The sequence below is a fragment of the Rhizobium acidisoli genome (assembly GCF_002531755.2).
In the GTDB taxonomy this organism is placed as follows: Bacteria; Pseudomonadota; Alphaproteobacteria; order Rhizobiales; family Rhizobiaceae; genus Rhizobium; species Rhizobium acidisoli.
Genome location: NZ_CP034999.1, coordinates 89153 through 103868, shown reverse-complemented (window position 1 = coordinate 103868; position 14716 = coordinate 89153). Strand labels below are relative to the sequence as shown.

Genomic DNA, 14716 nt, shown 5'->3' with positions numbered 1-14716 from the left:
ATCGGGCTTGAATTATCGCGCAAAGGTCGATCTTATGCCTAACGTAAGGTAAACGACCTCATCCGCGAAAAGCGGACAAGAAAATCAAAGGGAACGCATGTCATCGATCGCACCAGCATCTTCGGATATCGATACGGTTTCATTTCTCCGGCTAAACGCCAATTCCGATCCGAAGTCCGAAAATTCGACAAGCCAGGGCAAGACCGCGAGCACCACGGTCAAGAAGGCATCGCCTTTTACCTCTGACGGGACGACGACGGCAGGCCTGACGATTCTCTCCTCCACATCGGCGCAGACGAGTAGCCCGAAGTTCGTTTCGCAGGCCGCCACGTCGAATGGCGATTCCAGCCCTACCGCACCGATCCAGCCGGTCATCGATCTCCTGTTCAATTCCGATTTCATGAGCGAGATCAATCAGGGCTTCATGGAAGGGCTGAAGGACAAGGACAAGTCCTTCGAGAGCATCGACGTCGTCAAAAACCCTCAGAATTACACCGCCGAGCAGAAACTGATCATGTATCTCGATCTGCTTCAGACTAAGGCGACCTTCGGCAAATACAAGGACAGCCTCGGCGACAACCAGCGCGGCATCTACAACGACCAGGAGATCCTGAAGGATCTCGACAAGTCGATCGCCATCCTGGGCTCGGACGCCGACGTCAACTCACAGATGACGGAGAAGGCGCTGAAGGCCTTCAAGCTGATCTTCTCCGGTTATCGCGTCGCGCCGGCCGATACCAACAAGGACGCTTTCGAGATCATCAACGACACGATCACCCGTGACGAGAAGATGAAGGACCTGCGTACGAAGGTCGAGGATGCCTTTGAGCGCGACATCGTCAATGGCGGCCTGCTGAATGACGGCCTGAAATCCGGCAAGGACGTCACCACCATTCTCAAGGAATATAATGCCGCCCTCGGCTTCTATTCCATGGTGCTTCCCGACGATTTCGTAAAGCAGCGCTCGGCGATTGCCGACAAGACCTATGCCGAATTCTTCGACAAGAACGTGCTGCCGACGATCTCCGATCCGACGACGGCGCTCGATGGCCTGATTCGCATGGGACTGGCCGGCAACAAGACCGAGCGGGAGCTGAGGGGGCTCGGCTCCATCCTGCCGGTTGTGGATTTCGACCAGTCGCTCGGGCTCGGCGGCAGTCTGTTCCCCGATCTCAAGATCGACCTCGACGGTTTGAAGAAGGTTGCCGCTTCCGAATTCGGCAGCACCGTGCCCAACAACATCACCCACCTGTTCAACCCGACCATCCAGGCGATGGCCAGCCAGTTTCACGGGGAGACAGCCCCGAGGTGCGCGATCAGTTCAAGGCCGATGTGAAGGCGCTTCTCGGCCCGCTGCTCGACAAGATCGGGGCCGGAGAAATCGGAGTCGGCGATCTTGCCGGCAATCTGGAGCGCATCACCTCGCAGCTGGCCGCCCCCGGTGGCAAGGAGGTCTGGGGCTACCGCCATGCGGTGCAGACCGCGCTCGAAGGGCTCGTCATGGGCGCCAGCCTTGTCTCGAAGATGTCGGCCAATGCTGAGTGGGACAAGAGCGTCTCGCCGCTGCCCTCCAGCAATCTCGCCAGCTATTCGTTCAACGACGTCATGGCGGCGATCATGATCGGCACCGGGCTTGCCGGCAAGGGCATTGCCGCCAACGGCTCAGGCGACGGACGCTTCTTCGCCGGCAGCGGCGGCGACGCCTGGATCGCCGAGCGCATGTTCGCCACCAAGGATAATGGCTGGAGCAAGACCATCCAAAGTCTCGATCTGCCTTATATCGACAGCGAATATCTGACATCCAGCCTGAAGGACATGGGACTTTTCATGTCGGGGCTGATGAAGACGCTGATGCCCGGCACGGATGTGATCGATCCGATCATCGTCGACGGCAAGACCGCCGAAGAGGCGATCAAGAAGATCATCGCTCCGAGCCTTGATGCGCTGGCGGAAACACTGTTCAAGGGCAATGCCGAGGCCATGGCGCAATACAAGACCAATTTCACGACGATCTTCACCGCGCTTTGGGCGACGATGCGCCCGGGCGGCAGCGTCGAAACCATCAAGGCCGACCTTGCCAAGCTGATCGACAAGACTGCGACGGCAGTGCCAGCGGGGGTCGATCCTGTCAAATACAAGGCGGCGCTCTCTTCCGGCGTGATGTCGGTGCTCACAGCCTCCCGGTCCATCTATGCCGGCCTCAACGTGACGAGCCCGACCTGGGACAGCATCGGCATCGTCGTTCTGCACGCCCTTGGTGCGCTGGCGCATATGGGCAGTGCGCTCGGCTCGGCGATCAAAGCCTCGAATTTTTCGCTGCTGGATGGGATCGGCTCGCTCGTCGGCGTCTCCGACGAACTGGCGCGGGCGCAACGCAGCGTGCTCTCCGCCTTTTTCAAGAATACCGGGACGACGGTCGGCGCCGTTGCCGGGGTCGCCTGGCTGCCGGTGGAATATTACCAGTTCCTGCAAGGGCTCACGAGCGGCAAGGGCGACCCGGTCGATCTCATTTTCATGGGTATCGGAACGGTAGCGGACACGGTCGGCGCGATCGAAGGCATTGCAGGCGTTGCCAACATGCTGGTGAACTCCACCTTCCTCGGGCGCACGGGTGCAACGGTTGCCCTGGTCTCCGGCGCCTTCTCGCTCGGTTTTGCCGTTGCTTGCGCGGTGTCCTGGGCGGCCTGGTCAGGCTTTACCATCTACCAGAGCATCAAGCAGGAAAAGGCCTTCCACAAGCAGACCGACATGATGAACGACATGCTCAAGCGCACGGTCAACGACACGGTCGGCATCTACGCCAAGACCGGGCCGATCGTCGGCGCCAAGGGCGGCGTCACCCCCGCGCCCCGCGACCCGGAACAGCGCGAGCTTACGCCTGAGAACTGGGACGCGATCACCGCCGATGTCGAGAAGCGCCGCGGTACGGCGGTGGGCTGATCCGGGACGCTTTCGCAACACCAAATATTTGAGTGTTCACAGGCCCGTTGGCGTAGAGGCGGTCGGGCCTGTGAACATTCGAACAAATTTAAGTATAAATTTCATTGCGCAATCTGGATATCTGCTGCGTTTTATGGATAAAACGTCCCATTTTAATATAAAGATCGCTAAATTTATCATAGCCGACTGTACGTTTTGGAAATTAACCATCGGTTAAGTTTAAACAATTGACCAGCCGTTTTTTTATCCATATCAAATCATGCATTCATTTTGATAATTCCTTGATGGAAGTGCTCATATGGCCGTAGATGCGGTGAATTCCGACCTGAACTTAGCGCCTGCAAACCCTGTCTCGGTGGAGCTGACGACTGATAAGACGGGTTCCACAAGCACCACCGGCAGCACGACGAAGAAGGTCGATCCGAACAGCGAGAGCGAGGTTCTCTCCGCTGCTGTGGACGCATTTCTGCCGGGCATGATTTCCAACACCCTGATGCTGAACAATTCGCTTTTCAATTTCGCCAAGGAGGCGATCGACGAAGGCAGCGACGAGTAGCGTTCCTGTTCATCGTTTGCAGTTGACATGTACCGAGTTGAGGAATTGCAATGAGTGGAGAAGTACTTTCCGGCCGCGCCTTCACGCCGCCCTTCGATGGCGTATCGACGGGCAATGTCCTGAAGACCTCGGAGATCGTGGCGGAGCGGATCGGGCTGCAGCCGGCGGATTTCGCTGGCATTCGGCCAACCGAACTCACCTCCATTCCCAATACCCAGGGCCGCAAGATCGCGCCTGAGTCCGACGCCGTCCTGCCCTCCTATTCACCGGAAGGCAATCCCACGCCCTCCAGCATTCTCGACCGGCTGTCGGCTTTCTTCATGCCGGGGGCAGGAAACGGCCAGCCGGAGACGCCGCTGGTGCGATTTGCCGCGGACAAGGATCAGAGCGGCCCGAAGATCGAAGACATCACGACATCAATCGACCGGCTGGAGAAATCACAGCAATTCGCAACCGGCACGACGCTGCTGTCGTCGCTCACCCAGTCGGTGATGTCGTCATCCAAACGGCTGACGCAGGGCCAGTGAACATCATGATCACATCGGCCCTTTCGAGATCATCGATCTCTTCGCCCGCGCGCAAAGTCCTTCCGAAGGCCGCAATGCTTGCCCTCTGCCTGTTCCTCGCCGCCTGCAGCCAGGACGTGCTCACGGGGCTCGATCAGCGCGATGCGCTGGATGCCCAGGTGCTGCTCGAACGCGCCGGCATTTCCGTCACCATGAAGAGCGAAAAGGGCGGGACCTATGCGATCGCCGCTGACTCAGCCGATCATGCCCGGGCGATCGAGTTGCTGGCGGGCGCCGGGCTGCCGCGTCAGTCGTTCGGAAATGTCGCCGAACTCTTTCCCGGCAACGGCTTCCTCGTGACGCCTTACGAACAGAAAGCCCGGATGAGCTACGCCATCGAGCAGCAGCTTGCCGAAACGCTTTCGGGGCTTGACGGCGTGGCAACGGCGCGCGTGCATGTGGTGCTGCCGGAGGAGAACGGCCGCGGGCTCATCAAGGAGAAGGCGAGGGCAGCCGCCGTGCTGCAATATCGCCCCGGCGCCAATCTCAACGAGATCGACATGAAGAGCCGATCCGTTCTGGTCAACAGCATCCGTGATCTCTCTTACGAAGATGTTTCGGTGGTGGTCAGTCCCTGGTCGGAGGTCGGTGCGCCGGCGGCTCCGGCGGCAGCGCCCGCCCCGGTGACGCCGGCACCCGCTGCAGCGCCATTCTCGATGGTGCAAAGCGCTCTCTCGGCTTTCAAAGGCCCCAATCTTGTCGTGATCGGCGCCATCATCCTCGCCATCGGGGCATGCCTGCTGCTGCTGTTTCCGCAGCGGAAGGAGCGCTGAGCATGCGCACGCCGCGTGCGGACGGCGAGGCGATCTCGAATGCGGCGAGGATCCGCAAGGCAGCGCTGCTTTCCGCGGATATGCTGGCGGCCGCCCGATGGGATGGGATCGCGCCGCTCCTTGCCGATGGATCCACCCTGTCGCCGCGGCTGCATTGGCGGCTTTTCACTGAGATAGCGGAAGCCCATGGCGATCCCGCCACGTTTGCCGACGGCGCCCGCCGCCTGACTTCCATGGCCACGGACGGACGCGCAACGGCCGCGCTCCGGGCGGGCCTCGCCTATCATCTCGCAGCCTTCTGCCCCGCGGTCGATCGCCCGACCCTTATGAGGCTCAGGGCCGCCTACGGCGACGAAGCGGTCGCATTCGCTCTCGGCCACATCAATCTTTCCGCGGCAACGCCGCCGCTCGATCTGTTGAGCGAGCAGGCAAGGCAGGTCATCGAGGCCGATGGCTGGTCGATGCTGGCACTTCTCGCAGACGAATACCGGATCTCCGCGGCTTGGCGGGCGGCGGGCTGGCGCGACATGGCTGAAAACGGCTCGGCTTCCCTCTTAAAGGGCCCGGCGCTCGCCCTGGCGGCGGCAGCCGTCGACGAGGTCGCCGCCTTAAAGGAACGCGCCGGACGATGAGCTCGGGATTTGCACGCCACGACCGCATCATTCCGGCGGAGAGTTTCGGCCAGATCACAGAGGCGGCGCAAATCCTGGAGGCTGCCCACCGGGACGCCGCCCAATCTCAGGCCACACTTGCAGCCGCTAGCGAGCAGGCCGCCCAAAACGGCTATCGCGACGGGTTCGAACAGGGCGTTCGCGATGCCGCCGCACGGCTTGCCGCCTCGCTCGGAAAAGCCGAACAGGAAATTGCCAATCTCGACAGCTGGGTCGAGGCGGTGGTTCTGAAATCGGTCGGACTGATCCTCGGATCGATGGAGGCCGACGAACGCACGAGGCGATTAGTCCGCCACGCCATATCCCAGACCGCTGAGGCGCAGGAGATCGTCCTGCATGTCGCCCCCGACGATGCCGCCATGATCGCCCGGGCAATTGCGGACATCGATCATCGCATCACCATCGAAATGGATCCGCTGATGTCTGCCGGCGAGATTACTTTGGAGACGTTGGCGGGACGAAGCCAGATCGGCTTGAAAGAACAGCTCGCCACCGTGACCGAGGCCCTCGTCCATGGTTGACGCGTTGCTTCGGATGGAGCGGACACTCGAACAAACGGACGTGCGGCGGCAGAGCGGCCGCGTAAAGAGTGTGTCGGGCCTGCTGGTGCGGGCGCTCATCCCCTCGGTCAGGATCGGCGAGCTTTGTGAACTGCATGAGCCGGGCAGGGGTCGCATCGGCCTTGCCGATGTCGTCGGCATCGACGGCGAGACGGCGCTTCTCTCGCTTCACGGCGAAACCCGCGGCATCTCCCAGCGCACGGAAATCGTCCCGACCGGCCGGGAACCGGCGGTCTCCGTCGGCAGTTTCATACTCGGCGCGATCGTCGACGCACACGGTAATGTCCTGCGTCCCTCCGCCAATCCCGGCGGCGAGGACGCGCGCTTCCTGCAGCCGCTCTATGGCCAGCCGGTCGATCCTCTGTCGCGCCGCCCCATCCGCCAGCCGTTTACCTCGGGAATTGCTGCCCTGGACGGATTGCTGACCTGCGGCCAGGGCCAACGCATCGGTATTTTCGGCGCGCCCGGCGCCGGCAAGTCGACGCTGGTGTCCCAGATCGTCGCCAACAGCAAGGCCGATGTGATCGTCTGCGCCCTGGTGGGCGAACGCGGACGCGAGGTCGGCGAATTCGTTGCCGGCAACATGCCGGAAGGCGTTCCGTCGAATGTGGCGCTGGTTGTCGCCACATCCGATCGCCCGGCGCTGGAGCGGTTCAAGGCGGTGATGACAGCAACGGCGATCGCCGAATATTTTCGCGAGCAGGGAAAACATGTGCTGCTCGTCATCGACAGCGTCACCCGCATGGCCCGCGCCTTGCGCGAAGTCGGGCTTGCTGCCGGCGAACCGCCGGTGCGGCGCGGCTTTCCGCCTTCCGTTTTCGCCGTCTTGCCGCAGATCTTCGAGCGCGCCGGCAACAGCGCAAACGGCACGATGACGGCTTTCTATACGGTCCTCGTCGAAGGCGAAGAGCAGGACGATCCGATTGCCGAAGAAACCAGGTCGCTGCTGGACGGCCATATCGTGCTCTCCGACAAGATTGCCAGGGCGGGCAATTTTCCGGCGATCGATGTTCTGGCCAGCAGAAGCCGGACGATGAGCGCGGTGGTGAGCGAGAGCCATCGCCAGGCAGCCGACAGGCTGCGCGCCCTGCTTGCCCTCTATGACGAAGTGGAACTGCTGATCCGCGTCGGCGAATATCGCCAGGGGCGCGATGCCGCCGTTGACGAGGCCGTCGCCAAACACGGCCTCATCCAGCGCTTCCTGTTTGACGGCCAGGGCAAGCCGCAGCCGTTCGGCGCGATCGTCGAAGCCCTCGATGAGCTTGTCCGATGAATGTCGCCGCGCCCGCATGGCCCCACGCATCGATGGCCGGGAACTTCTTTTCCCGTTCGGGCACGATGATGCGCGCCGCCTGGCAAATTCCGGTCCGGGAGCAGACGCTTTCCGTTCGCCCGCTGGCCCCCGATATAGCAGCCGCGCGGACCACCGATCCGGTCGGCATTCTCTGCCGCGTCGGTGAACGGGAGCAGATGCTGATTGCGTCGGCCGGCGCATTGCGACTGCTGGCGGAAAGACTGGAACCGCTGCTCCTATGGGAAAAACTGTCGCCGTCTGAAAAGGCGGCCGTGGTCGAACACCTGTTCGCCGAGGCTTTCGAGGCAATCGAGAATAGGATCAGCATGAGCCTGTCGCTGCTGCAGATCGGCGCCGAGACGCAGCCGGATGTCAGCGGCAATTTCGGCTTCGACATCGGCTGGAACGGCATGAGCCTGCCCTTGAGCGGCCGCTTCGATGAAACCGCCCTTGCCGGCCTGGTCGGCTGGGCAAGCCGCCTGCCGCGCCGCACGCTCAATGTCCTGACGACGGCGGTCAGCATCCGGCGCGGTTATGCCGTGCTGTCGGTCAGTGAAATCAAATCCCTGCGGTTGGGGGACGGCATCGTCATCGATGGCGGGGCACCGGAGACCGTGGTCGCGATCACGGGTGAACGTTACCTTGCAATCTGCATGCGATCGGACAAAGGCGCGGTCCTCACCGGACCACTCCTGTCGACGCCAACCGGACCAATGAGGCATTTCATGACAAATGAAACCGTCGATCAGGAATTGCAGGGCGAGCCGCGTTCGTCGCCTGTCGACAGCATCCCGATCAAGCTGGTCTTCGATGCGGGACGGCTGGAGTTGCCGCTGCGTACACTCGAAATGATCGGCGAGGGTTATGTGTTCAACCTCGACAGGCCATTGTCGGACGCCGTCGATATCATCGCCCAAGGCCGCGTTATCGGACGGGGCGAAATCATCTCCGTGGATGGATTGAGCGCCGTTCGCGTCACGGCGCTGCACGACTGATGGAACAGAGCTTTCCTCTTGCCCAGAGCCTCGTGGCGATGGCGGCGATCTCGATGCTGCCGGTTATTGCCGTGATCGCGACCTCCTTCACCAAGATTTCGGTCGTCCTGCTGATTGTGCGTAATGCGGTCGGCATCCAACAGACGCCGCCGAATCTCCTGGTCTTTGCGATTACCATCGTGCTCTCGGCCTTCGTGATGAACCCGGTGCTGCAAAACAGCTGGCAATTGCTGCTCGCCCATAGCGGCGATTTCGGCACGGTCAGTGGCATGGTGGACGGCATGATCAAGGTGGCGGCACCGCTGAAGGATTTCATGCTGAAATTTTCCGACGCCGAGGTGCGCGACTTTTTCGTCCAAGCGTCGCAGAAGATCTGGGCAAACGCGCCGACAACCCCCATTGCCTCCGATGACATCACCGTGCTGACGCCGAGCTTCCTCGTTTCGGAACTGACGCGGGCCTTCGAAATCGGATTTCTGATCTATCTGCCCTTTCTGATGATCGACTTTGCCGTTTCCGCCATTCTGGTGGCGCTCGGCATGCAGATGATGTCCCCGACCGTGGTGTCGACACCGCTGAAGCTGCTGCTGTTCGTCTCGATCGACGGCTGGCGGCGATTGCTGGAAGGTCTCGTGCTGTCCTATGCGCAGTGAGCATCGCCCCTTCACGAAAGCCCTGGATCGGGTGTCTGCCGCGCCCACGCGAAAGGCCTGCCGTCATGGGTGAAGACCAGGTCGCAGCCGAAATCGGCATGTCCGTCATGGCGACCTTCGCCTTGGCCGGCCCCATTCTGGGCCTGGCCGCGCTTCTCGGGCTGATCATCGCCATTTTCCAGGCGGCAACGCAGATCCAGGAGCAGACCATCGCGCAGATCGTCAAGATTTTCGTGATCTCCATCACCCTGCTGCTGTTCGGTCGGGTGCTGGCAACGCCGCTGATCGAACATTCCGTTCATATCCTCAACGACTTCCCGACCATGGTTCAGTGAGGCAAGGCGGATGGGGCCGGATCATCTTCCGCTCGTCGGCATCGAGGTCGCGGCACCGGCCGCAGCCATGCTCGGCGCCGCCCGTGCGCTCGGGATCCTGCTGATCTTCCCGATCTTCTCGCTGTTCAGCATCGTCGGCATTCTGCGTTTCGGCCTGGCAATCGGCCTTTCGGCGCCCTCCGTCGCCTTCGCCTATTCGGTGCTGGCTCTCGGAGATACGTCCTGGTTCGATCTGGCCGCCCTTTCGATGAAGGAGCTTTGCTTCGGGGCGCTGATCGGCATGGGGCTCGGCATTCCCTTCTGGGCGGCCCAGGCGGCGGGCGATATGACCGATGTCTATCGCGGCGCCAATGCCGCCAATCTCTTCGACCAGATCAACGCGCTGGAAACCGCGCCGCTCGGCTCGCTGATGATGTCGATCGCCCTGGTGATTTTCGTCAGCGCCGGCGGTATCATCGATCTGGTCGCGATCTTCTACAAGTCGTTCGAGCTCTGGCCGCTCTTCAAGCTCATGCCCACTATCCCCGACGATCCGCTCGACATGATATCAGGTGTTTTCGGCCGGCTGTTCAAAGCGGCCGGGTTACTCGCCGCCCCGTTCATGATCGTCACCTGCGCGCTTGAATTATCGCTGGCCTTCGTCGGCCGCTCGTCCAAACAATTCCCGCTGAACGACAGCCTGCCGGCCATCAAGAACTTCGCGGTCATGGTCATCCTCGTGATCTACACGGCCTTCATCTCCAGCTATTTCCACGATCTCTGGATCGATGGATTCAACGAGGTCAAAGCCATGCTGGAGGTGACCGATGGCCAAAAATGACGATACCGAGGAAAAAACCATGCCGCCGAGCCGGGTGAAGCTCGATCGTCTTCGGCGCGAGGGCCAGGTTCCCCGCTCGAAGGAAATCCCGGTTGCGATCTCCGTCCTGGCCATCGCCGTCTACGTCACCTGGGGCTTGCCTGATATCCTCGAGGATTTCACCCGCAGTTTCGATGCCGGCCTACACTCCGCCGCGCGGGCCGACCCCTTCGACGCCGTCACTGTCGGCTTGAGCGAAACCGGCGTGGCGCTGCTCGATCTCATCTGGCTGCCGCTTGCCATGGGTCTTGCCGCAACCATCCTGGTCGCGATCCTCGACGGGCAGGGGTTTCCCGTATCGTTCAAACATATGAGCTTCGATTTTAACCGGCTCAATCCGTTCGAGGGCATCAAGAGGCTTTTTTCGCTCGCGAGCATCGCTGAGTTCGTCAAGGGGCTCGTCAAGTTTGTCCTGCTCGCGGCGGCCGGCGGCGGTGCGATCCTCTATTTTCTCAACAGCATCTTCTGGTCGCCTCTTTGCAGAGAAGCATGCACGCTCTCCGCGGCAGCCCATCTCCTCGGCTCGATCCTCGTCATTGCCGCCGGCATCATGGTAGCGGCGGCGTTTTTCGATATTCGCATTTCGCGCGCGCTGTTCAGGCACGAACACCGGATGACCAGGACGGAGGCGCGGCGCGAATACAAGGATACTCAGGGCGACCCGAAGCTGAAATCGGCGCGCCGGCAGATCGGCGCGGAAATGCGTAGCAGCTCGCCGCGCAGACAAGGGCCTGGCCGGCAATGAAAAAGCGGGAGCCTAAGGCGCCCGCTTGGTCTCAATTTGCGATTCCAGTCGTCGGGCGTCTCAAACGCCCGATTGATTGTCACCCACACGCGTACAATTCTTCACATCGTCCAGCGTGATCTCGGACAGGAACGTCGCGCCGGCAAGCGAGCTGTCGGTGCGGAAGACGTTGCTGCCGTTGGAGAACGCCCCGCCATCGATGGTGACGTCGCCGGCGCTTTTTACCGTCAGCGCATCCTCGCCGACATTCTGCCAATTGACGTTTTCGAGCGTCGGGCCGCCATAGACGTGAATGCCGTCGGTGCCATTCTCGCCGAGATTGACATTCTTGAGCGTCGCGCCGTTCTTGAAAATGAACAGCGGCGATTGGGTTTCGGACTGGCCGCCATCGCCGAGCTTGGACGAGGCCGTATAGGTCGCCCCCTTGCCGTCGAACACGCCTCCATCCACGACGATCGGCTCATTGACCACGATGACGCTGCCCTCTTTCGAGAGGTGCGGCTTTTCCGTCGTGGCCTGTTTCTCGTCGGATGGATCCACCTTCTTGGAGTCTGACTGCCAGTTGATGTGCTTGCGCAGCACATCCTTGGGATCGGACTCAGTGCCGTTTTCCGACGTTTCCCGCGACTTCGGCACATAGGAAGTCAGCATCGGCGGGTTGCCGGAGAAATCTTCGAAGGGCGAAACCTTGCGGGTTCGGATGGCGGTGAAATCCCGTGTCGGCCCTATTGCTGCCGCCAAGGCAACCGGACTCAAGGTCGAAACGGGAGGTTCTGTCGAAGTCTATGGGCCTTTGTCCATCTACGCCACACATTGCATTCACCCCAGTTGGTCTCGTCTACTTCACCTGCTCTATGAGCCTGGCCTCTGTTTGGAGCCGGCAGCGTTCCGGATTTGCCCGATCTCTCCGACGGTTTCGATCGTTATATCCCTGTCGATCTCCGCCGCCGCCAGCACCGGAATGCGGCAGTTGTGGTGGATCATCAGCGTCTGGGTGAGCAGGCGCCATTCGCCCGGCACGATGATGACGGGATCGTAACCCCGCTCGTTGGTGTCCTCGAGAGCCTGCCTGGCTTTCTCGGCCAGCAGGCGCAGTCTTTCGGCTATCTCGATCTTCTCGGTCGCTCCAGCGGCATCATAGGACCGGATGAAGTGGTCCCATTCGGCCGGAAGCACCAGCGCCGGCAGCAATCCGCGCCGGTCGAGAAGCCCGAAGGCGATCTGCTTGACCAGCGCGGCGCGCGCCATTTCGGCCACGGCATCCGGCGCGTGATCGGTGCCGGCCTGCAGCATCACTTCCAGCAGTCCGCGCGGCTGGGAAAGCGTCACGCCGGAATCCAGCAGGCGCCTGACGACCGCGACCGTCAGCATCAGCGGCACCTGGGTGGCGACGTCGATCGCCAGTTTGCCGAGACGCGGTTCGAGGCTCCCCAGCCATTGTGCCGCGTCGTCGACGCTGAACAGGGCGCCGATATGGCGGCGGACGATGCGCACGATGTCGTCGGCAATCTGTTCGGCCGTCCGTTCAGGACCGCAGTTGACGAGGCCGGCGGGCACATTTTCGACCTGAAGATGGATCAGATCCTCGGCCATGCGGGGATCGGCGTTGAACGTCGGCACTGTCACGGAGACGCCGGCGGCGCGCGCCGCCAGGCGAATCCGCCCGTCCAGCATTTCGCCGAGCCGCATCGCCTCAAGCCGCGCTAGCGTTTCCAGCGCGACGGTGGCGATGACGGGATCGCCATATTTCGCCCTGTCGAGCGGATAGGAATTGGCGCTTTCCACGGCATTCGCCGATCCGGCTGCGGCCGGGCCCGCGCGCCGGCGATGCACCATGAAGGCTAGGCCCGCCAGACACAGGCCGATCGCGGCGAGCACGCCTGTGGGAAATCCCGGGACGAAGCCCGCGCAGATCGCCAGCGCCGCCGCAATCGCCAATGCGCGGGGCTCCCGGAAGAGTTCGCGGCCGATATCGCTGCCGAGACTGCCGTTGCCGTCATCGGACACGCGGGTCACGACGATACCGGCCGAGACTGCCATCAGAATCGACGGAATCTGCGACACCAGACCGTCGCCGATCGACAGCAGCGTATAGAGATGGGCAGCCTCGGCGAAGCTCAGCCCCTTCTGGAAGATACCGATCGCCAGGCCGCCTATGAGATTGACGGCGACGATCACCAATCCTGCGACCGCATCGCCCTTGACGAAGCGCATGGCGCCGTCCATCGCGCCGAAGAACTGGCTCTCCTGTTCGAGACGCGACCGGCGCTTTTGCGCAGCTTCCGTGGTGATATGGCCGTTGCGCAGGTCGCTGTCGATGGCGAGCTGCTTGCCCGGCATGGCATCGAGCGTGAAACGCGCGCCGACCTCGGCGATGCGCTCGGCGCCCTTCGTCACCACGATGAACTGCACCAGCGCCACGATCAGGAAAATGATCAGCCCGACGACGACATTTCCCGCAACGACGAAATCGCCGAAGGCCATGATGATCTCGCCGGCATCGGCATCCGCCAGCACGAGCCGCGTCGAGGAAATCGTCAAGGCCAGGCGGAACAGCGTGCCGATCAGAATGACCGCGGGAAAGGTCGAGATTTCAAGCACGCTCTTCAGATAGGTCGTGGTGATCAGCACCACGAAAGCGAAGGAGAGATTGAAGGCGATCAGCACGTCCAGAACGATTGTCGGAAGCGGCAGCACCATCATCGTCACGACGGAGGCGCAAAACACCGCAAGCAGCATATCGGTGCGCCGCGCAAGCATGGCGATGGCGGATGACCTTACCTTCATGATCCGGCTTCCGACGCCATCGCCTATTCTTGTTCGCTGCTGGAAATTTCGGCGAGCTTCGGTTCGGCATTGCCGGCGGAGACGAAATTGACCGTATCGTCCTCACTGTCGCGGGAAACGATCATCTGGTCGTTGCCGATCTCCTTGATCCGCCAGCCGCTCGCAACGACATCGCCTTCCTCGTAGCGGCGGCCGTCGGAGCCGATGATGAACCTGACGGGCGTATAGCCGGCGGCGGCGACGAAGCCGTCGAGACCGGAAGAGAGGGCGGTGAGATCGACGATGGAAACGGAACCGCGCCGGCTCATCGAGGCGATGATGCTACGCATCTTGGTCTTGTCGGGCAGGCCGAGAGGCCGCGATCCTTCGCCGATGCGAATTTCGTCGGCGGTGGCGACGATGCTCAGATCTTGGGGAATCTGAGCCATACGAATGGCCTGGCGGATTTCGGCAGCGATCGCCGCCGATGACGGCGCCGGTTCGGGTGCGGCGGAAACCCTGACGGGCGGGCCTTCGTGAGCCGGCGCATCGCTGTTGTAAAGGCCGACCAGCAAAAGCATCGCCGCCAGCCCGAGAAGGCCGGCAGCCGCAATCCGGCGTGGCGCGAACCGCCCGCGCCCGGCGCCGAGACCTTCGAGTTCGCAGGCCGTGCCGTCGAAGGAGATGGTCTGCCTCTTTGTAAGGCTCATCGTTCGATCACGCGGGATGGAATGACCATCGATCACCACGTCATCCCGCAGCGCGGTCAACGACACCGCGTCGGAGCCGCGGGAGCGCTGCAGACTAATGGCAAAGACGGGTTCCGGTTTGGCGCCGAGGATGATCAGGTCGCAATCGGCGCTGCCGCCGACCACCTGCCGCTCCGCCGTCAACGGCAGAATGGAGCTGCGCCCGGCGCGCGTGATACGCAAGACCGGTCCGCCGCGGCCTGACGCAGCGTTGCCGGCGTTACCTCTGAATGTCGGCGAAGAGGGATCTAGAT

14 protein-coding genes and 1 pseudogene are annotated in these 14716 nt (G+C 62.0%); 12 read left to right on the top strand and 3 right to left on the bottom strand.

Going from position 1 to position 14716, the window contains the following annotated elements; genetic code table 11:
* The first annotated feature begins 97 nt into the window (after window positions 1–97).
* The 12 genes and pseudogenes from CO657_RS38080 to CO657_RS22775 all read left to right on the top strand — a co-directional run bounded on the left by CO657_RS38080 (window position 98) and on the right by CO657_RS22775 (window position 10947).
* Window positions 98–2940: pseudogene (locus CO657_RS38080) on the top strand (hypothetical protein).
* 298 nt (window positions 2941–3238) lie between these two features.
* Window positions 3239–3496, top strand: coding sequence for a hypothetical protein (locus CO657_RS22825; protein ID WP_054186175.1), 258 nt, complete (start codon window positions 3239–3241; stop codon window positions 3494–3496).
* 50 nt (window positions 3497–3546) lie between these two features.
* Window positions 3547–4023 (top strand): hypothetical protein, encoded by a 477-nt coding sequence (locus CO657_RS22820; protein WP_054186176.1) that lies wholly within the window; start codon window positions 3547–3549, stop codon window positions 4021–4023.
* On the top strand, window positions 4020–4835 hold the full coding sequence (sctJ, locus tag CO657_RS22815; protein ID WP_054186177.1) for a type III secretion system inner membrane ring lipoprotein SctJ: 816 nt from the start codon (window positions 4020–4022) through the stop codon (window positions 4833–4835). The genes CO657_RS22820 and sctJ overlap by 4 nt, the downstream gene beginning before the upstream one ends.
* 2 nt (window positions 4836–4837) lie before the next feature.
* Window positions 4838–5467, top strand: a complete 630-nt coding sequence (locus CO657_RS22810) for a hypothetical protein (RefSeq protein ID WP_054186178.1) — start codon at window positions 4838–4840, stop codon at window positions 5465–5467.
* Window positions 5464–6027 (top strand): type III secretion system stator protein SctL, encoded by a 564-nt coding sequence (gene sctL / locus CO657_RS22805; RefSeq protein ID WP_054186179.1) that lies wholly within the window; start codon window positions 5464–5466, stop codon window positions 6025–6027. The genes CO657_RS22810 and sctL overlap by 4 nt, the downstream gene beginning before the upstream one ends.
* Window positions 6020–7339 (top strand): FliI/YscN family ATPase, encoded by a 1320-nt coding sequence (locus tag CO657_RS22800; RefSeq protein WP_054186180.1) that lies wholly within the window; start codon window positions 6020–6022, stop codon window positions 7337–7339. The genes sctL and CO657_RS22800 overlap by 8 nt, the downstream gene beginning before the upstream one ends.
* Window positions 7336–8355 (top strand): FliM/FliN family flagellar motor switch protein, encoded by a 1020-nt coding sequence (locus CO657_RS22795; RefSeq protein ID WP_054186181.1) that lies wholly within the window; start codon window positions 7336–7338, stop codon window positions 8353–8355. Before CO657_RS22800 ends, CO657_RS22795 begins: the two co-directional genes overlap by 4 nt.
* On the top strand, window positions 8355–9008 hold the full coding sequence (gene sctR, locus CO657_RS22790; RefSeq protein ID WP_054186182.1) for a type III secretion system export apparatus subunit SctR: 654 nt from the start codon (window positions 8355–8357) through the stop codon (window positions 9006–9008). The genes CO657_RS22795 and sctR overlap by 1 nt, the downstream gene beginning before the upstream one ends.
* 65 nt (window positions 9009–9073) lie before the next feature.
* Window positions 9074–9343: a flagellar biosynthetic protein FliQ gene (locus CO657_RS22785; RefSeq protein WP_004672590.1), complete on the top strand. Its 270-nt coding sequence runs from the start codon at window positions 9074–9076 to the stop codon at window positions 9341–9343.
* Between the two features lie 10 nt (window positions 9344–9353).
* Window positions 9354–10163: an EscT/YscT/HrcT family type III secretion system export apparatus protein gene (locus tag CO657_RS22780; protein WP_054186183.1), complete on the top strand. Its 810-nt coding sequence runs from the start codon at window positions 9354–9356 to the stop codon at window positions 10161–10163.
* Window positions 10150–10947 carry an EscU/YscU/HrcU family type III secretion system export apparatus switch protein gene (locus CO657_RS22775; RefSeq protein WP_054186184.1) on the top strand — a complete coding sequence of 266 codons (798 nt, stop codon included), beginning with the start codon at window positions 10150–10152 and terminating at the stop codon, window positions 10945–10947. Before CO657_RS22780 ends, CO657_RS22775 begins: the two co-directional genes overlap by 14 nt.
* A gap of 60 nt (window positions 10948–11007) precedes the next feature.
* Here CO657_RS22775 and CO657_RS22770 read toward each other — a convergent pair whose 3' ends face one another.
* From CO657_RS22770 to CO657_RS22760, 3 genes are all read right to left on the bottom strand, one after another.
* Entirely contained in the window at window positions 11008–11688 is a 681-nt protein-coding gene (locus tag CO657_RS22770) for a pectate lyase (RefSeq protein ID WP_245293092.1), read from the bottom strand.
* A 111-nt stretch (window positions 11689–11799) separates the two neighbouring features.
* Window positions 11800–13734 (bottom strand): flagellar biosynthesis protein FlhA, encoded by a 1935-nt coding sequence (locus CO657_RS22765; RefSeq protein ID WP_054186185.1) that lies wholly within the window; start codon window positions 13732–13734, stop codon window positions 11800–11802.
* A gap of 23 nt (window positions 13735–13757) precedes the next feature.
* The gene (locus tag CO657_RS22760; RefSeq protein WP_245293093.1) at window positions 13758–14645 is read right to left on the bottom strand and encodes a SctD/MshK family protein; all 888 of its coding nucleotides are present in this window, start codon (window positions 14643–14645) and stop codon (window positions 13758–13760) included.
* Window positions 14646–14716: the final 71 nt, after the last annotated feature.